12 protein-coding genes are annotated in these 15,688 nt (G+C 55.8%); 3 read left to right on the forward strand and 9 right to left on the reverse strand.

All coding sequences use genetic code 11. The annotated features are described in order from the left end of the window. Positions 1-198: 198 nt before the first annotated feature. Positions 199-1,980: an excinuclease ABC subunit UvrC gene (gene uvrC / locus EKM95_RS06710; RefSeq protein ID WP_125697076.1), complete on the reverse strand. Its 1,782-nt coding sequence runs from the start codon at positions 1,978-1,980 to the stop codon at positions 199-201. 249 nt (positions 1,981-2,229) lie between these two features. On the opposite strand from uvrC, the gene EKM95_RS06715 reads away from it, so the two are divergent. Both EKM95_RS06715 and EKM95_RS06720 read left to right on the forward strand, forming a co-directional pair. Beyond that, positions 2,230-3,150, forward strand: coding sequence for a glucose PTS transporter subunit IIA (locus tag EKM95_RS06715; RefSeq protein WP_125697077.1), 921 nt, complete (start codon positions 2,230-2,232; stop codon positions 3,148-3,150). 209 nt (positions 3,151-3,359) lie between these two features. After that, positions 3,360-4,184: a PTS glucose transporter subunit IIA gene (locus EKM95_RS06720; protein WP_164510114.1), complete on the forward strand. Its 825-nt coding sequence runs from the start codon at positions 3,360-3,362 to the stop codon at positions 4,182-4,184. A 179-nt stretch (positions 4,185-4,363) separates the two neighbouring features. Here the strand turns inward: EKM95_RS06720 and EKM95_RS06725 are convergent, their stop codons facing one another. Beyond that, positions 4,364-5,107 (reverse strand): amino acid ABC transporter ATP-binding protein, encoded by a 744-nt coding sequence (locus EKM95_RS06725; protein ID WP_125697079.1) that lies wholly within the window; start codon positions 5,105-5,107, stop codon positions 4,364-4,366. Further along, entirely contained in the window at positions 5,088-6,560 is a 1,473-nt protein-coding gene (locus EKM95_RS06730; RefSeq protein WP_164510115.1) for an ABC transporter substrate-binding protein/permease, read from the reverse strand. The genes EKM95_RS06725 and EKM95_RS06730 overlap by 20 nt, the downstream gene beginning before the upstream one ends. A 258-nt stretch (positions 6,561-6,818) precedes the next feature. Here EKM95_RS06730 and EKM95_RS06735 point away from each other — a divergent pair, with 258 nt between their 5' ends. After that, entirely contained in the window at positions 6,819-7,034 is a 216-nt protein-coding gene (locus tag EKM95_RS06735; protein ID WP_125697080.1) for an SPJ_0845 family protein, read from the forward strand. 153 nt (positions 7,035-7,187) lie between these two features. On the opposite strand, the gene EKM95_RS06740 is transcribed toward EKM95_RS06735, so the two are convergent. From EKM95_RS06740 to EKM95_RS06765, 6 genes are all read right to left on the reverse strand, one after another. Beyond that, positions 7,188-8,192 carry a zinc ribbon domain-containing protein gene (locus tag EKM95_RS06740; protein ID WP_125697081.1) on the reverse strand — a complete coding sequence of 335 codons (1,005 nt, stop codon included), beginning with the start codon at positions 8,190-8,192 and terminating at the stop codon, positions 7,188-7,190. A 132-nt stretch (positions 8,193-8,324) separates the two neighbouring features. Next, complete coding sequence (locus EKM95_RS06745) at positions 8,325-9,920, reverse strand: zinc ribbon domain-containing protein (protein ID WP_125697082.1); 1,596 nt, start codon at positions 9,918-9,920, stop codon at positions 8,325-8,327. A gap of 241 nt (positions 9,921-10,161) precedes the next feature. After that, positions 10,162-10,452, reverse strand: coding sequence for a nucleoside triphosphate pyrophosphohydrolase family protein (locus tag EKM95_RS06750; RefSeq protein WP_125697083.1), 291 nt, complete (start codon positions 10,450-10,452; stop codon positions 10,162-10,164). Further along, complete coding sequence (gene yihA, locus EKM95_RS06755) at positions 10,452-11,051, reverse strand: ribosome biogenesis GTP-binding protein YihA/YsxC (RefSeq protein ID WP_125697084.1); 600 nt, start codon at positions 11,049-11,051, stop codon at positions 10,452-10,454. Before yihA ends, EKM95_RS06750 begins: the two co-directional genes overlap by 1 nt. A gap of 202 nt (positions 11,052-11,253) precedes the next feature. Further along, complete coding sequence (gene clpX / locus EKM95_RS06760; protein WP_125697099.1) at positions 11,254-12,504, reverse strand: ATP-dependent Clp protease ATP-binding subunit ClpX; 1,251 nt, start codon at positions 12,502-12,504, stop codon at positions 11,254-11,256. A gap of 528 nt (positions 12,505-13,032) precedes the next feature. After that, on the reverse strand, positions 13,033-15,687 hold the full coding sequence (locus tag EKM95_RS06765; protein ID WP_125697085.1) for a cation-translocating P-type ATPase: 2,655 nt from the start codon (positions 15,685-15,687) through the stop codon (positions 13,033-13,035). Position 15,688: the final 1 nt, after the last annotated feature.

Here is a 15,688-nt window from a genome sequence, read left to right on the forward strand (position 1 = left end):
GCCGTTCGTCGCTTTTGCCTGGCAGATCAATGACATGCCTGCCGCCAGGTGCGAGCTTCTAAACTTTTAGTAAGTGAAGTATAGATCCGACTATTTATTTTTGTCAAGTAGGCGCTTTCAATTTTTTTGCACAAAAATACGCGGCGGCCCAGTCACTTTTCTGAGCCACCGCGTATTCTATTGATAGTCGCAAACAAGTTACTGGAGCGAGACTTTGATCGCCTGGGCGACTTGCTTACTGATGCCCAGCGCCTGGAGGTCCTCAACGCTGGCTTCTTTGATGTGATTGACCGTTTTGAACTGCCGCAACAGCTTCGTCCGCGTTTTTGGCCCCACACCCTGAATCGTCTCCAGGCGACTCGCCAACGAATTCTTATTGCGCAGCTGACGATGGAACGTGATGGCGAAGCGATGCACCTCATCTTGAATACGTGTCAACAGGTAAAAGCCCTGCGACTGCGGATCCAAGGCAATTGGTTCATCATGCTCCCCATACAGCAGCCCCGCCGTTCGGTGCTTGTCGTTTTTCACCATCCCCGCCACCGGAATGAACAGGTTCAGCTCGTTTTCCAGCACGTCTTTGACCGCGTTCATTTCGATGTCGCCACCATCCATCAAGATCAGATCCGGCAACGGCGCGTGTTCCTTGAGCAGCCTCGTGTACCGGCGCCGAATGACTTCCCGCGTGTTCGCGTCTTCGTTGGCGCTGTGGTCGCCGTCATCCTGCGCCAATTTGTACTTGCGATAGTTGCCCTTTTCCGGCTGGCCGTCGACGAACTGCACCATCGCCGACACCGGGTCTGCGCCTTGGATATGACTGTGGTCAAAGGCCTCGATCACGTGCCCATCCGGCAAGCCGAGCGCCTCAAAGATCTCGTTTTGCGCGCCGACCGTGGTGCGATTGTCGAGTTCCAGCAGGCGGAATTTTTCCTCGAGTTTGATACGCGCATTTTTCGCCGCGAGTTCCATCAAGGCCCGTTTTTCGCCGCGCTGAGGGGTGCGCACCGGAATGCCCAGCACCTGCTCGAGCACCGCGTTGTTCATGCCTTCTGGGACCAGCACTTCCTTGGGCTTCACATTGTTTTTACGATCGTAGAACTGCAGAATGAACGACTCGAATTCATCCTCGGTCGAGCTCGCCACCGGAAACAGCCGGGACTCGCGTTTCATCAACCGCGCTTGACGAATGAAAAACACCTGGATGCTCAGCCAGCCTTTATCCATGTAAAAATTAAAAATATCCCGCTGCGTCTTATCATTTGAAATGATCTTCTGCTTCTCGACGGTCACTTCGATGTAATGCAGTTGATCGCGAATCTCAGCGGCCCGCTTGAATTGCAACAAATGCGCGGCCTCATTCATCTGCCGCGTCAGCATCGTTTTCACTTTCGCGGTGTTGCCGTCCAAAAAACTGCGAATCTTGCGGATCTGTTTGGCGTACTCTTCCTCAGGAACCGTGCGCCAGCACGCGCCAAGGCACTGACCCATGTGGTAATACAGACACGGCCGCCCTTGGAACCCATTGCAGCGCCGCAGCGGATACACTTTTTGCAAAAAGTGCATCGTCTCTTCGGCGGCATAGATGTTGGGATACGGGCCAAAATAATACGCGCCATCTTTTTTGACATCGCCGGTGATCAACATCTTTGGATCGCGTTCATTCGTGATCTTAATATACGGATAACCGGTGCCCTTTTTCAGCCGGATGTTGTAATACGGCTGCCACTTTTGAATCAGCGTGATCTCTAGCAAAAAGGCTTCCTTGTCACTTGAGGTCACAATGTAATCGAAATCGGCGATCTGGGAGACCAGCTTGGCCGTCTTGCCGTCGTGACTACTCTTGAAATACGAGCGGACCCGATTTTTCAGATTCTTGGCCTTGCCGACATAAATGATCTTGCCATTGATATCCTTCATTTGGTAACTGCCCGGCGCATCAGGCAGCAGCGCCAGTTTGTGTTCGATATGCTCGGATGCCATTGAAATGCCCCTTTCTGCAGCGAACAATTGTTCACAACTCATTGTAACCAAGCAATGCCCCTTCTGCAAGCATTCGGCTCGGGGCAAAGCTCGCGGTGAGCCACCCAGAGGCGCCGCGAAATATTACTTGCAGGCGAACAAATATCGATAAACTGATAAATCGCCGAAAACTTGCCAGATTCGAAAAAGTGCGTTTAGACTATAGGCGCAATTTTGGTGGCCTGGTTTTGATCAAGGGGGAACGCGACCATGGGGACATTTTCGGCTGCCGCTAAACAACTGCTACATGCACTTGGCGGCCGCGACAACGTTGCATCCGTCACACGCTGCGCCACGCGGCTTCGCTTTGTGTTGAAAAATGAAGCGCTCGCGGATAAACAGGCAATCGAACAAAACGCTGCCGTGCGAGGCTTGATCACGGATGCCGGGCAATTTCAGCTGCTGATAAAGAATGGGTGCGCAGACTTCTATCAGGATCTGGTGGCCGTTTCGGGAATTCAGAGCAATCGCAAGGAATCAAGAACGCACCTGCCTTTCTTTCCGCATGCACGCGCCAAACTGATTCAGCTTCTCGATCGCGTTAAGACGTGGTGGCGCGAGGCGAGAACGCGGCGCCTACCACAGCGCCGGTCCGCTGCGCCTGGTCCATCCCTTTCGACGGCTGGGGCAACCGACCTCGACTTTCTTTACGCGCCGGCAGATGGCGCCGTCGTACCACTGAGTGAGGTGGCCGACCAGGTATTTTCGGCGGAGCTCGTGGGTCAGGGGTTCGCCGTGCATCCCGTCAGCGGCCACATTTTCGCCCCACTGATTGGCACCGTCCTGTCTGTATTTTCAAGCAAGCACGCGCTACGCCTGCGCATGAGCAATGGTCTTGAGGTGATGGTACACATGGGGCTGGATACCGTCGAACTCGCCGGCACCCCGTTTGCCATCGCGGTCGAGGTCGGCGACAGTGTCACCCCCACGCGCCTGCTCGCGGAAATGGACCTGTCGCAGGTGAAAAATAGTGGGCGGGCGACCGATATCGTGGTGATCTTGATCGACCCTGACCGGCGCGGCGGCTACCGCCAAATAACGAGCGGCCTGCATCAGCATGGCGAAAGAATTGCCGGGGTCCGCGCGCACCCACCCTCGGCGCATCCGCTTCGAAACGTCTGGTCTGCGTGAGTGCAGAAAATTTTTCTTCTATTATGTAATGGCAACCCCACAGCCCCGATTCTCACCAGTTGGACGGCTATTTGTGCTGGGGTAGAGGCGCCCACCCCAACCACCCGGCCCGTTCTTGTATCCGCAAACATGCTTGCATTTGGCCACGAAAGAGTTTACATTATTGTTATTAATTTAGTTGTGGTCAATTCATGCGAGGAGGAATTATGATGGGCAAGTATGATGCGGATGCCGCCGATCTCTTGAAAGAACTCGGCGGGCCGAGCAACCTCGTGTCACAGACACATTTTGCCACCCGGATGAGCTTTACCATTAAGGATGACCTGCAGGCGAGCCGTCCCGGCATCAACGCGATTCCATCGGTGCAGTCCCTATTTTCTGCTGGTAAACAGTTTCAGGTCGTGATCGGCGAGGACGTCGCAGAATTTGCGGCTGCGTTTGAGACCGCCCTTTCTCAGCCCGAAAAACCGAGCGGGGGTTTTGGCGGCTTTCTGCAGAAATTAGGTTTTGGCCATCATCAGGCGGCCCCGGAACCAGCCGCACCCGTCACGCCTGTCGTCGAGACGTCGAACACCGCGCGCTCCTTCGACTATCTCTATCTCCCAGCGGACGGCCCCGTGACGCCGCTTGCTGAGCTGGCCGCGGACCCATTCAAGGCTCTCGCCGGATTTGCCGTTCGGCCCGCCTCAAATAAAGTTTTCTCCCCTGTCGTCGGCACCGTGACGAGCATCGCCAACAAGCGCGAGGCGCTCACGCTCAAAATGACGACCGGCGTCGACGTATTGGTGCACATGGGCTTGGACACCGCTGCGCTGGGCGGCCGGCCGTTCAATGTTGTCGTTCAGATCGGCGATGCGGTCGATCCAGACACACTCCTTGCGACGATGGATCTGGTGAGCGTCCGCGGCAGTGCCCGGGCGACTGAGATCGTGGTGGCGGTAACGGAAGCCGATCAAGTGAAGGCCTTCGAGCCATTACTCACCAGCGGCACCCATCGCCACGGCGACGCTGGCGCATCAGTCGATGCAAAATAAACCTGCGCTAACAAAATAGCCACGCATTCATTTTCCGAATGCATGGCTATTTGTTTGCGCGAAAAAAATTTTTTTGAGCCACTCTCCAGAAAAAAGTCTGACGCAGACCCACCCACTGATGGGACTCTGCGTCAGGCTTTCTTGGGTAACCATTTCTGTGCATGCCGGACAACTCAGCGTTACTGTGCGAGCACCTTACTCAGGAAGTCCTTGGTCCGCTCCTCTTTTGGTGCGGAGAAGATCTGCTCCGGGGTCCCTTTTTCAGCGATCACACCTTGGTCCATGAACCAGACCTGGTCGGCGACTTCGTGGGCAAAGCCCATTTCGTGCGTGACCACGATCATCGTCATGCCGGACTTGGCGAGGTCTTGCATGACCTTCAGCACTTCGCCGACCATTTCTGGATCCAAGGCGGAGGTCGGCTCGTCGAACAGCATCACATCGGGCGACATGGCCAGCGCGCGGGCGATGGCGACACGCTGCATTTGCCCACCGGACAAGCTGGCTGGGTAAGCCTCGGCCTTGTCTTCGAGGCCGACCTGCTTGAGCAGCGCAAGCGCCTGCGCAGTGGCCTCGGCGTCGGTCGCGTTTTTCACCTTCATCGGCGCGAGCTTGATGTTCTCAAGCACAGTCATGTTGGGAAAAAGGTTGAACTGCTGGAACACCATGCCCATTTTTTCCCGGACCTGGTCGAGCTCTTTTTCAGACAGGCCAGTGATGTCGGTGCCTTCAAACGCGATCTTGCCGCTTGTCGGCTTGTTCAGCAGGTTGAGGCTGCGCAGGAAGGTAGACTTGCCGCCGCCGGACGCCCCGATCACAACAATGACATCGCCCTGGTTGATGGTTTCGGAAATATCATTCAAAACGGTGTTGTCACCGAATTTTTTGACCAAGTGGTCGATTTCAATGAGTGGCTTCGTCATGCTTCATCCTCTTTTCAAAGTAACCTAAGATCTTCGACAGGCCGAATGTCAGGACAAAGTAGATGACCATGGCGACGATGATTGGCTGCACGCCTTTGTAAGTCGCGGTCTGCACCACTTTGAGCTGATAGATCAGGTCTGTGACCCCGATGATGGAAACAATGGAGCTTTCCTTGATCAGGGAAATAAATTCATTGCCAAGCGCTGGCCAGATGTTCTTGAGGGCCTGCGGGAAAACGACACTTTGCATCGTTTGCTTTTGGGAAAGGCCCAATGAACGTGCGGCTTCGGTCTGACCAACTGGAATACTTTCGATCCCAGACCGGATGATCTCGGCGACATACGCGCCGGAGTTCAGCGCAACGGCGATGATGCCTGCCAGCAGCGCCGGAATATCAAGGAAGATGCCAAGGCCGAAGTAGACGAACATCACTTGAATCATCAGTGGCGTCCCACGCACGAATTCGATGTAGGCCACAGCCAAGGCGTGAAGCAGCTTGTTTTTGCCCAGCCGCATCAGTGCCAGTAATGTCCCCAAGATCACGCCGATGACGACGGAGATCGCGGTGATCAACAGTGTGTAGCCGATCCCTTTGGCAAAATACTTCCAGTAATGGATCATCGAGGTGTCGGTGGTATTCGTGGTCATTTTGTCGGCGGCTTCGGTCATATACTGCTTGATCAGCCCCTTCTTCTTGATCTTGTCGATCGACTTGTTTGCCGCGGCAACCAGGCTCGTGGCCCCTTTGGCAAAGCCGATCGCCTGACCATTTTCAGAAGGATCCAAGGTGAACTTGCCGTTGATCAGCGCGAGGTCTGGATCATGCTGGACATACGCCAGTGCGACAGGCTCCTCGGCAACGATGCCTTCGACCTTATGCGACTTCAGCGCCAGCACCAGGTCCGTGTACTTGGCCAGGCCAAGCTGCGGCGAGGAGCTCATTTGCTCCTTGGCGAGATCCGCCTGCAAGGAACCGGTCTGAACACCGATCTTTTTGCCGACGAAGCTGTCCTTGTCCTTGTAGAGCTTGGCATCCGCCTTATTGACAATGATGCTTTGCTCCGCGGTGTAGTAGAGCTCGGAAAAATCAACACTCTGCTTCCGCTCGCTGGTCGGGGTCATCGCAGAAATGACCATGTCGACCTTGCCCGTCTGCAGGCCGACCAAGAGCAAGTCAAAGTCCATCGACTTGATCTGGAGCTTGACGCCCATGTCTTTGGCGATCTGCTTGGCGATCGAGATATCGATCCCAACCGTTGTATTTTTGCCGCCATCATTCACCAAAAATTCATATGGTGGATAATCCGGGCTCGTGCCCATAACGAGCACGCCCTTATCTTTCACTTTTTGCAGGCTGTCGTCAGCCGCTTGTACGTGATTGATGCCGCTAAAGCCCAGGAAACTGAGCAAGACGAGCAGTGCGGTCAACCACCGCATCCATTTTTTCTTCATTCTAATGCCCCCATCCGCCATGCACCGGCGAAGTTCTATGAGGCATACTATACACACGGAAAAATAAATATGCAACGCTTATTCGCAAACTTTTGACATTTTATGCAGATAAAATTCGTCAACGACGACCAATCGCTGTCATCAAGGCATTCGTAAAATTTGAAAAATATACAAATATTCACGCTAATGCGTTTTTTGCCTCGCCTCGGCTGGCGTGCTATACTAACGCCAACAAGCCAAACGAAAAGGAGCACCGCCATGGGACTGACACGTGAAAATAAAACTGATTGGGGCAACTTGTTCGACAAGTTTGCCACCATGCCGGATGTTGCGACTGGCGCCGATCCAAAAAAGCAAGCCGAACTGGCCGCCAAAGCCAAGGCATTAAAGGCTGTAGCCGATGCGGACAACGCGGCGCAAAAACCAACGCCGACCGACCCTACAGACCAGCCAACCGAAGAAAACAAAATCTAAACGGCGCAAAAACTGAACGCCGCAAGCTCAAAACCTGCTGTCTCCCCTTTCGAGATGGCAGTTTTTTTGGCCAAAAAAGCGCCAATCCAGTGAGCCAGAAGCTCACCGAATCGGCGTGATCGATCATGATTTTAGAATGCGGTTAGATGCGACTTAGAAATGCAACAGGTTCGAGGTCATGGAGCTCAGCTGTGACATGAACAGCTGCTTGAAGATCGCAAAGAGGATCCACAGTGCGACGCTCAAGATGACCGTGCCGATCAGATACGCGTACACGCGATCCAGATTGGTGTTGTTCTCGGATTTGAAGATCGTCACCGTGAAGGCCATGAAGCCCAGCGCAAGCGAGATCACAAGCAGCGTCATTGCAAAGCCGACCATGTTCGTGGAGGTCCCGGCGATCAGGGCCACCAAGAAGGACAAAACGGCGCCGAAAACAGCGAGGTTGGAGAAATGTGCGAACTGGGTCAGCGAGTCCAGATAGCCGAGGCGCCGATCGCCCAATACGGCGTAGCTTGTCAGATAAGCGACACTGGCGATCACGAACAAGATCGCCAAGAACATGATCCAGCCTTGGAAGAAGACGGCAAACGACAGCGAAGACGTGCTGTTCGTGCCCGCAATCTGATCAAACGCGCTGGTGGTCGCGCCCAAGTAGCTGTGCTCAACGACCAACACCGCTAAGGCCATGAACAACGATTCCACGATCAACGTGGTGAACCCGAAATATTTATGGAACTGATCTTTCAGCGTGTATGGGTGCTTCAGGGAGCTGACCAGAAATGCCCAGTAGCCCTTGGTGAACGCCTTGGCTTTTTCAGCGGTTGGATTTGGCTGAGCAGGCGCCTGCTGATACTGCGGCTGAGCTGGGCCTTGGGCAGGCTGCTCTGGTGCGGCGGTCTGGTCCGTGGCCTGCGCAGCATCCGCCTGACCAGCATCCGCTTGCGCCTGATCTGCGCTCGCGCCAGCTTCCTCGGCTGCGGCATTGGTTGGCGTGTCCGCTGTCGGTGCCTGCGCCGCCGTTTCAGATGCGGCTGGCTGCGTATCGGCCGGCGCGGCATTCTGCTGGCGATCGGCCTCGGTCAATTGATAACCGCAGTACGTACAGAACTTTGAATCGGCGGGAATCAACTTCCCGCAATTAGGACATGTGAGCATATGCGTCTCCTCCTTGAGAGCGAATAAGGAAAAATAATGGCTGGGCAAGCGCCCGTCTCTCAGAACTATGGGTCAATTCTACCAGAAAACAGTTTTCAGCGAGCGGTTTTCACACGAAAAGACACACCAACATCAATCTTCCTTCTTATCTTCCAGCTTCTTGACCAGGTCATAGCTCACCAGCTTGAAGTCACCGTTATCCGTCTTGTCGATCTCCCCCTTGTACTGGAACGCCTGGATGTGCGTTTGGCCATCCGTATAGAAGGTATATGTGACGTTGAAGATCGCCTGCGCCTTATTTTCCGCCAGCGGGTAGATGTGCTTGAAGTCCGTTTCAATACTGGTGCTGTCCAGCCCATCGGTTGTCGCGTAACCAGACACCATGGCGACGAGGCTCTTGGCGTACTTGTTGCTGGCGCCATCCGTGAACGAGCCGTACAGCTCTTCTAGCTCGCTGTCGGCGTCGTCGGGATAATTGGCCAGCGAGTCGCAGTCGTATTCCCAGATCGTCGAGATCAGATCGGCCGCATTGTCGTGGCTGATCACCCCTGGATACGCGACCTGAAGCTCGTAGCCATCGTTTTCGGCGAGGTTGATCGCGCGCGATTCGACCGTGTTGCCATCTGCCGTGTAGAGCTCGGTCAGCTTCGTGCTGCTGGTGACTGGAAAATTAGTCAGGCGCAGGTAGCCATCATCGCCGATCGTGCCAATTGGTTTGCCATCGACATGCACCTCGGCCCCCGGATACCCGTCGACCGTGACGTTGACCGTCTGAATGCTGAGATCCACTTCCGAATTCAGGTTGTTGACCAGATCCGCCGTGGCGCTTGCACTGGCTTTTTGGCCGGAAACCGTCGCCGTTGACTCGAAGTGGTACTCACCCGGCACCAGCGGCCCGACTTTTTTCCCGTCTTCAGCCTTGCCCGTGAAGCCCACGCCTTTGACCCCTTGCACCGTGACCGTCTGCCCCTTTTGATTGGTCTCAACAGTCGGGTACGCGGCCTTGATCTTGAACTTGTAGGCTGGGAAAATCAGTAGCTGCTTGCCCCTTTGGGTGAAGCTAAAATTCGAACTGCTTGCAGTTTGCAAGTTCGCCGATTTGATCTGTTGCAACAGCTCCTTGTGTGCCTTCAGATAAGCCATCAGCGGCTTGACGGAGGACTTGGTGAGCTTCAGCGCCGGATCATCGGACGTCAGATAAGCTGCGGTCGTTGCCGCATCGCCTTTGCTCATCGCGGCCATGGCCCGGTCGAGTTGCTTGTCGCGTGCGTAATAGCTCTTGCCCCAGAGCCCAAAACCGACGCCGGCGATGATCACGACCGCCGCCGCGCCCAGCAGCACCTTGGTTCCCGTTTTCAGCGGCCGCTTCGGCGCGGCGGCCCCGGCCGTCACCTGCCCGACGCGAGCGGTTTGGCCGCTGCGTGTCTGGCCATTTGCGCTGGTCGCTGCACGGGCAGCTTGATGCTGAGCCTGCGTGGCCTGCGCCGCAGTGCCCGTCTGTGGATTGCCCGGCTTAGAACGCCCAGTTTGAGCTGCGCCCATGTTTGGCGAAACTGCGTCTGTTTCGGATGAAGCTGAGTCCTCTTTGGGTGAAGTCGGCCCTGTTTTTGGCGAAGCCGGCATCGTTGCGGCTAAAGCGCGCAAGTCGGCGCCGCAGTTTGAGCAAAAGTCGGCATCGGCCGGAATCTTGGTCCCACAGTTCGGGCAAAATCGTGTTGCGTTATCCATTATCTTTCCTCCAACAATCTATGTATCGGGCAAATCACTTTCTCGACGTGGTGTAACCCACACCCGCACACCCTCCGACTGCCTATCCAATCATTAAGAAATTGATAAGGCACATCCCGTTCATTATGAGGCAGGCCCCTGGGCGCGTCAATATAACGGCCGGCATACAACTTGCGTATCTGCAAACTGGCAAAAAAAGTCGCCCACCGAAGTATGGCGCACTTCAGTAGACGACTCTTGATCAACGTTTTTGTTGTGGGTAGCGCGCTTTGAGAGTTGCCAAGTTGGCCTTCGCCACATCGTCAAACGGGATATCGGCCCACAGCGCGATCTGGGACAGGTACCACAGCACATCCCCCATGCGATCCATCAAGGCATCGCGGTCGAGGTCTTGCCCCTGGAACGTGTACTTTTGCACCAGGTCGATCAGCTGGCCGGAGTCGCTGGCAAGCCCGAGCGATAAATTGGTCAGCACATGCTCATTGCCGGCCAGTGTCTTGTTGGCCTGCTGCTGATAGTCATTGAGATCCATTACTTTTCCCCTCCGATCTCGGCTGTGGCCTCAAGCCACTGCCACACCGCATCTTTGCCTTCGCCAGTGGTGGCGGAAAATAGCACCAGGTGATCCGTCTGGTTGAGGTCGAGCCCCTGCTTCACCATCTTGATCACGGCGTTTTGCTTCGCGCGCGAGGTCTTATCGATCTTCGTCGCAACCACGAGCACCGGCAGATGAAAATACTTGAGATACTGATACATCGAGACATCATCCGCCGAGGGTTCGTGGCGCGCGTCGACCATTTGGACCACGCCACGCAGCTGCTTGCGGGAAGTCAGGTAGGCTTCGATCATCGCGGCGAATTTTGCCCGGTCAGACTTGGACACTTTTGCGTAACCATACCCTGGCACATCGACAAAATAGAGCTCTTCTTCAACATTATAAAAATTCAGCGTCTGCGTTTTGCCCGGCACACTGGAGGTCCGGGCCAAACTTTTGCGGTCGATGAGGCGGTTGAGCAGCGACGACTTGCCGACATTACTGCGCCCGACGAATGCCACTTCGGGATAACCGGTGGCGGGATACTGACTTTCCGCAACGGCTGAGATTGTCAGCGAGACTTGATTAACTTTCACGGGACTCCTCCTTCTGGCTGACGCTCGGCGCCAGTCGGTACTCAACCAGTTTAGCATAGAAACTCGCCGGCGCGGAAAAACATGGGCGCGCGTCGTCGTTCAAGGCGAAAAATCGTTGGCGGGTCCCCACTTTGGGTGGAAAATATTTTCGAATCAAAAAAACCCCACATCAGTCATTCGATGTGGGGTCCAGTGTGCGGGATCAGGAAGCTTTGCGTTCGCCCTTGCGGATGAGCTCCGGTTCGCCGGTGCCGTCAACCGCCGCCTTGGTGACGATGGCTTTGGTGACATCCGGTTCGCTCGGCAAGTTGAACATCATGTCCTGCATCACCGCTTCGATGATCGAGCGCAGGCCACGGGCGCCGGTGTCACGCTCGATCGCCTGATGGGCAATGGCGTGCAGCGCTTCTGGCGTGAATTCCAGCTCAGTGTCATCCAGCGCGAGCAATTTTTGATACTGCTTGACTAACGCGTTCTTCGGTTCGGTCAAAATACGGACCAGGTCATCCTCAGTCAGTTTTTCGAGGGCAGCTAAGATTGGAATCCGACCGATGAATTCAGGAATGATCCCGAATTTCATTAAGTCTTCCGGAATGATCTGTTGCATCAGGCTACCCTTGTCTTCGGCATGGGCGTTGGTGTTGGCGCCAAAGCCGATCGTCTTTTCGCCGATACGGTTCTTGACGATGCCTTCGATGCCATCAAACGCACCGCCGACGATGAACAAGATGTTGGTGGTGTCGATCTGGATGAATTCCTGCTGGGGATGCTTGCGGCCTCCCTGCGGCGGAACATTGGCAATCGTGCCTTCCAAGATCTTGAGGAGCGCCTGCTGAACACCTTCGCCGGAAACATCCCGCGTGATCGAGACATTTTCGGACTTCTTAGCGATCTTGTCGATCTCGTCGATGTAGACGATGCCTTTTTCGGCGCGCTCAACATCGTAGTCCGCATTTTGCAGCAGCTTCAGCAAAATATTTTCCACGTCTTCGCCCACGTAGCCGGCTTCGGTCAAGGTCGTCGCATCCGCGATCGCAAATGGCACGTTCAGGATCCGCGCGAGGCTTTGCGCCAGGAACGTTTTCCCTGAACCGGTCGGGCCAATAAGGGCGATGTTACTCTTTTGCAACTCAGTGTCGCCTTCGTCTGCCACTTCCATCTGGTTCACGCGCTTATAATGATTGTACACGGCAACGGCCAGCGCTTTTTTCGCGGCGTCCTGGCCGATCACATAGTCGTTCAAGACCTTCAAGATCTCAGCCGGCTTTGGCACTTCGAGCAGGTTCTGCGCCGCATCTTCTTTGAATTCTTCATCAATGATCTGTTTGCACAGATCGATGCATTCATTGCAAATATATACGCCAGGGCCAGCAACGATCTTCTTCACCTGATCTTGCGACTTGCCGCAAAACGAGCAGGTCACAGGCCCGGTGGTTTCAACGTTGTCAAACATAGTCATTTCAACCCTTTCTTGATGCTTCAATCATACCAAACGTGTCAAGGTCTGCATAGCTGACCGAACTATGGTACCACACAAATTTTCGGATGCAATATTGGGTTGAGTTAGAAAAAAAGAAAGCGAAAGCGCCCGGGTGGGCTTCGGCCGAAAATTGGCTGGAACGTTCCCAGGCAACTTTAAGCCCGCCAAGTTCGCGGTCTTAAAGCTTGCCTTCGGTGTAGGCGGCACAGCCGCCAACACCGACGAGGGGGCTGAGCCATTTTCGGCCGAAGCCCACCCTACATCCAGCACTCAAGCCTCGAGTTGGCATCGAAAAATTGATGGTACCCTTTTCGGTCAGCTATACGGACACTGACAACTTTGGTCGATTTTGATCCGCTTTGCCAAGAGCCCAGAAGCCTCCATGTCCAGGCTGAAACTCCTCCCGAGCACAAAAACACGCTGCGATCACCGTTTCCTCGCAGCGTGTTTCTTCTATTGGAATAGACTTCTTTCCAGCTGGTGAAAAATTGCCATGTTACCCTACCCAATTTCACTCTCGTCCATCTGCCACGCCGGCCCCGCTGTTTTCTTTAGTTGCCAGCGTTTGAAAGTTTCGACGATCACTGCCGGTACCCAGACTAGGGCGCCGACGATCAGCCATTGCGGGACAGTCAGGGCAACTAGGCCGAAGACGTTGGCCAATGCTGGGGTCAGGCCGATCGTCACGAGGACCGCAATCAGGATCATGATCGTCCTTGTCAGCCATGGGTTGGCGGTGAGGCTGGCCAGAGTGAGCGGCTGGCGTTCTTTGATTGGGTATACGTCCAGCATCGATCCGATGGTGAGAAGGAAAAATAGCATCGTCATGCCCACCGCTGGCACGTTGGCACTCAAGGCGAAGCGGCCCAGGGCATAGGTGCCGAGAATCAGGCTCATGTAGGTGCCGGCCCGCACTGCGACGCGTTGGCCGAGGCCGTATGCCCAGATGCTGGCGTCTCTTGCCAGCGGCGGAAAGGCCATGATACCGCGCTCGCCTGGTTCGCGGCTGAGAAAGAGGCCCGGGATTCCGTCTGCGATGATGTTGACGATCAATAGTTGTTCTGGCGACATGATGGCACCCCAGCCGAGTAGCACCGCCGCGACCATCGTCAGAATCTGCGCGAAGTTGACGGAGACCAGGAATTCGACCGCTTTTAAAATGTTTTGATAAACGACACGGCCTTGGCGCACGGCGCTGATGATCGTGGCAAAATTATCATCCGTTAAGATCATGTCGGCCGCTTGCTTGGCGACCTCGGTACCCGTGATGCCCATTGCGACGCCGACATCCGCCTGTCGCAAGGCCGGCGCGTCGTTGACCCCGTCGCCTGTCATCGCGACCACCTCGCCGCGGGTCTGCCAAGTCTTCACGATGCGCAATTTATCCGCAGGGGTCGTGCGGGCAAAAACGCGGATGTCATCGATCACCTCGGCGAAGGCGTCATCGTCTAATTGCGCGAGCTCCCCGCCTGTCATCACCTTGTCGCCCGGATGTAAGATTCCAATCTGTGTCGCGATCGCCGTGGCCGTTGCCGGATGGTCGCCAGTGATCATCACGGGCCGAATGCCGGCGCGTTGTGCTTCCTGGATCGCCGCCGGGACTTCGGGCCGCGCCGGGTCCATGATGCCAAATAACCCGAGAAAGTCGAGGTCAGCCAGCGCCGTCGCCCAATCCGCGCCCGGTTTTTCCTTAAAATGATGGACGCCGGCCGCTAGTACTCGCAATCCCTCTTGGGCAAAATCGTCGTTCATTCGCTGCAGGGCGCGGGGCGTGACGTCTCGAAAATGCAGGCGATCGACCGCGCCTTTGACGATGGCAAAATACTGCCCGGACGCATTTCGGTGGAGCGTCGCCATGGTCTTCTTGTGGGAGTCAAACGGATCTTCCGCCAGCCGCGGGGCGTCTTGCGCGACCGCATCGCGAGTCACCTCGTGGTCAGCTGCCAGCCGCACCAAGGCCTGTTCGGTGGAATCGCCGACTGCGGCCTGACCGTCCGTGGCCAGGGTCGCGTTGGTCGCAAGCAGCACCTGCCGCACATTTGCCAGCGCCTCCTCCGTCAAAGGCGCATCCTGACCGACTGCTTGCGGCGCCTCGTGGCCATCCCAGTAGCGAACCACGGTCATCTGATTTTGCGTCAGCGTGCCTGTTTTGTCCGAGGCGATGACGGTCACGTTGCCGATCGTCTCCACGGCGGTCACGCGCCGGATGATCGCGTGGCGCTTGGCCATCTGCTGGACGCCATACGTAAGCGCCAGCGTGACGATCACCGGCAGGGTCTCTGGCACTGCGGCAATCGCGAGGCTGACGCCGACCATTAAGCTGTCGACCAAGGTTTCGTTGTGCAGGAGCGTCGACAGCAGAATCGTGACCACCCCGCCCGCGACCGCGAAAAGAGACAGCCGCTTTACCAACACGTTGAGCCGCTGATCGAGCAGCGTCTGGCCGCGCTGGGTGCGGTTGATCATGCCCGCGATTTTGCCCAGCGCCGTCTGCATGCCGGTCGCGATCACCAACGCCTGCATCCGGCCTTGAGTGATCGCCGTGCCGGAAAACACGATGTTGCCGGCTTCTTCAAGCCGCTCGACCGGCTCGCTGGTGGCCGATTTCACGACGGCCGCGCTTTCGCCAGTCAAAATGGATTCGTTGACCACTAATTCGCCGGCGCCGATCAATCGGGCATCCGCCGGGACGATATCGCCGGGCACTAGCTGAATCAGATCGCCGGGCACCAAATCGGTCGTCGAAATGGGCTGCGTTTGACCTTCACGAATAACAGTAACTGTGTGGTCGCTCATCGCTTGGAGGCTCGCGATCGCTTTTTCCGCGCGGCCCTCCTGGAAAAGCGAGATGCCGACGTTCAGCACAATGATCGCGGCGAGGATAAAGACCTTGGTCCAGTCACTGTCAGTCGTCAGGGCTAAATAAGTCGAGACCGCGACAGCAAAAATCAATATTAAACTGGTAATATCTTGGAGATGCCCGATGATGCGTCGCCAAAGCGGGATCTTCGGGGCGGCGGCCAGCGCGTTCTCGCCATACTGCACGCGGGCCGCGTGAAGCTGGGCGGTCGTGAGCCCTGTGGTTTGGTTCGTGGTGAGCTTTTCCGCCAAGGCGGCTGCGCTCATCTGTGTCAAATCGGATGGGCGGTTTGGCATC

It is taken from the genome of Lacticaseibacillus yichunensis (genome assembly GCF_003946405.1).
Lineage (GTDB): Bacteria > Bacillota > Bacilli > Lactobacillales > Lactobacillaceae > Lacticaseibacillus > Lacticaseibacillus yichunensis.

Excerpts from the sequence above, each read along its gene's own strand:
- EKM95_RS06725 (WP_125697079.1), bottom strand. The coding sequence starts at position 5,107 with ATGACGAAGCCACTCATTGAAATCGACCACTTGGTCAAAAAATTCGGT.
- EKM95_RS06740 (WP_125697081.1), bottom strand. The coding sequence starts at position 8,192 with ATGCTCACATGTCCTAATTGCGGGAAGTTGATTCCCGCCGATTCAAAG.
- clpX (WP_125697099.1), bottom strand. The coding sequence starts at position 12,504 with ATGTTTGACAACGTTGAAACCACCGGGCCTGTGACCTGCTCGTTTTGC.
- EKM95_RS06750 (WP_125697083.1), bottom strand. The coding sequence starts at position 10,452 with ATGGATCTCAATGACTATCAGCAGCAGGCCAACAAGACACTGGCCGGC.
- uvrC (WP_125697076.1), bottom strand. The coding sequence starts at position 1,980 with ATGGCATCCGAGCATATCGAACACAAACTGGCGCTGCTGCCTGATGCG.
- EKM95_RS06765 (WP_125697085.1), bottom strand. The coding sequence starts at position 15,687 with ATGCCAAACCGCCCATCCGATTTGACACAGATGAGCGCAGCCGCCTTG.
- EKM95_RS06730 (WP_164510115.1), bottom strand. The coding sequence starts at position 6,560 with ATGAAGAAAAAATGGATGCGGTGGTTGACCGCACTGCTCGTCTTGCTC.
- EKM95_RS06720 (WP_164510114.1), top strand. The coding sequence starts at position 3,360 with ATGGGCAAGTATGATGCGGATGCCGCCGATCTCTTGAAAGAACTCGGC.
- EKM95_RS06715 (WP_125697077.1), top strand. The coding sequence starts at position 2,230 with ATGGGGACATTTTCGGCTGCCGCTAAACAACTGCTACATGCACTTGGC.
- EKM95_RS06735 (WP_125697080.1), top strand. The coding sequence starts at position 6,819 with ATGGGACTGACACGTGAAAATAAAACTGATTGGGGCAACTTGTTCGAC.
- EKM95_RS06745 (WP_125697082.1), bottom strand. The coding sequence starts at position 9,920 with ATGGATAACGCAACACGATTTTGCCCGAACTGTGGGACCAAGATTCCG.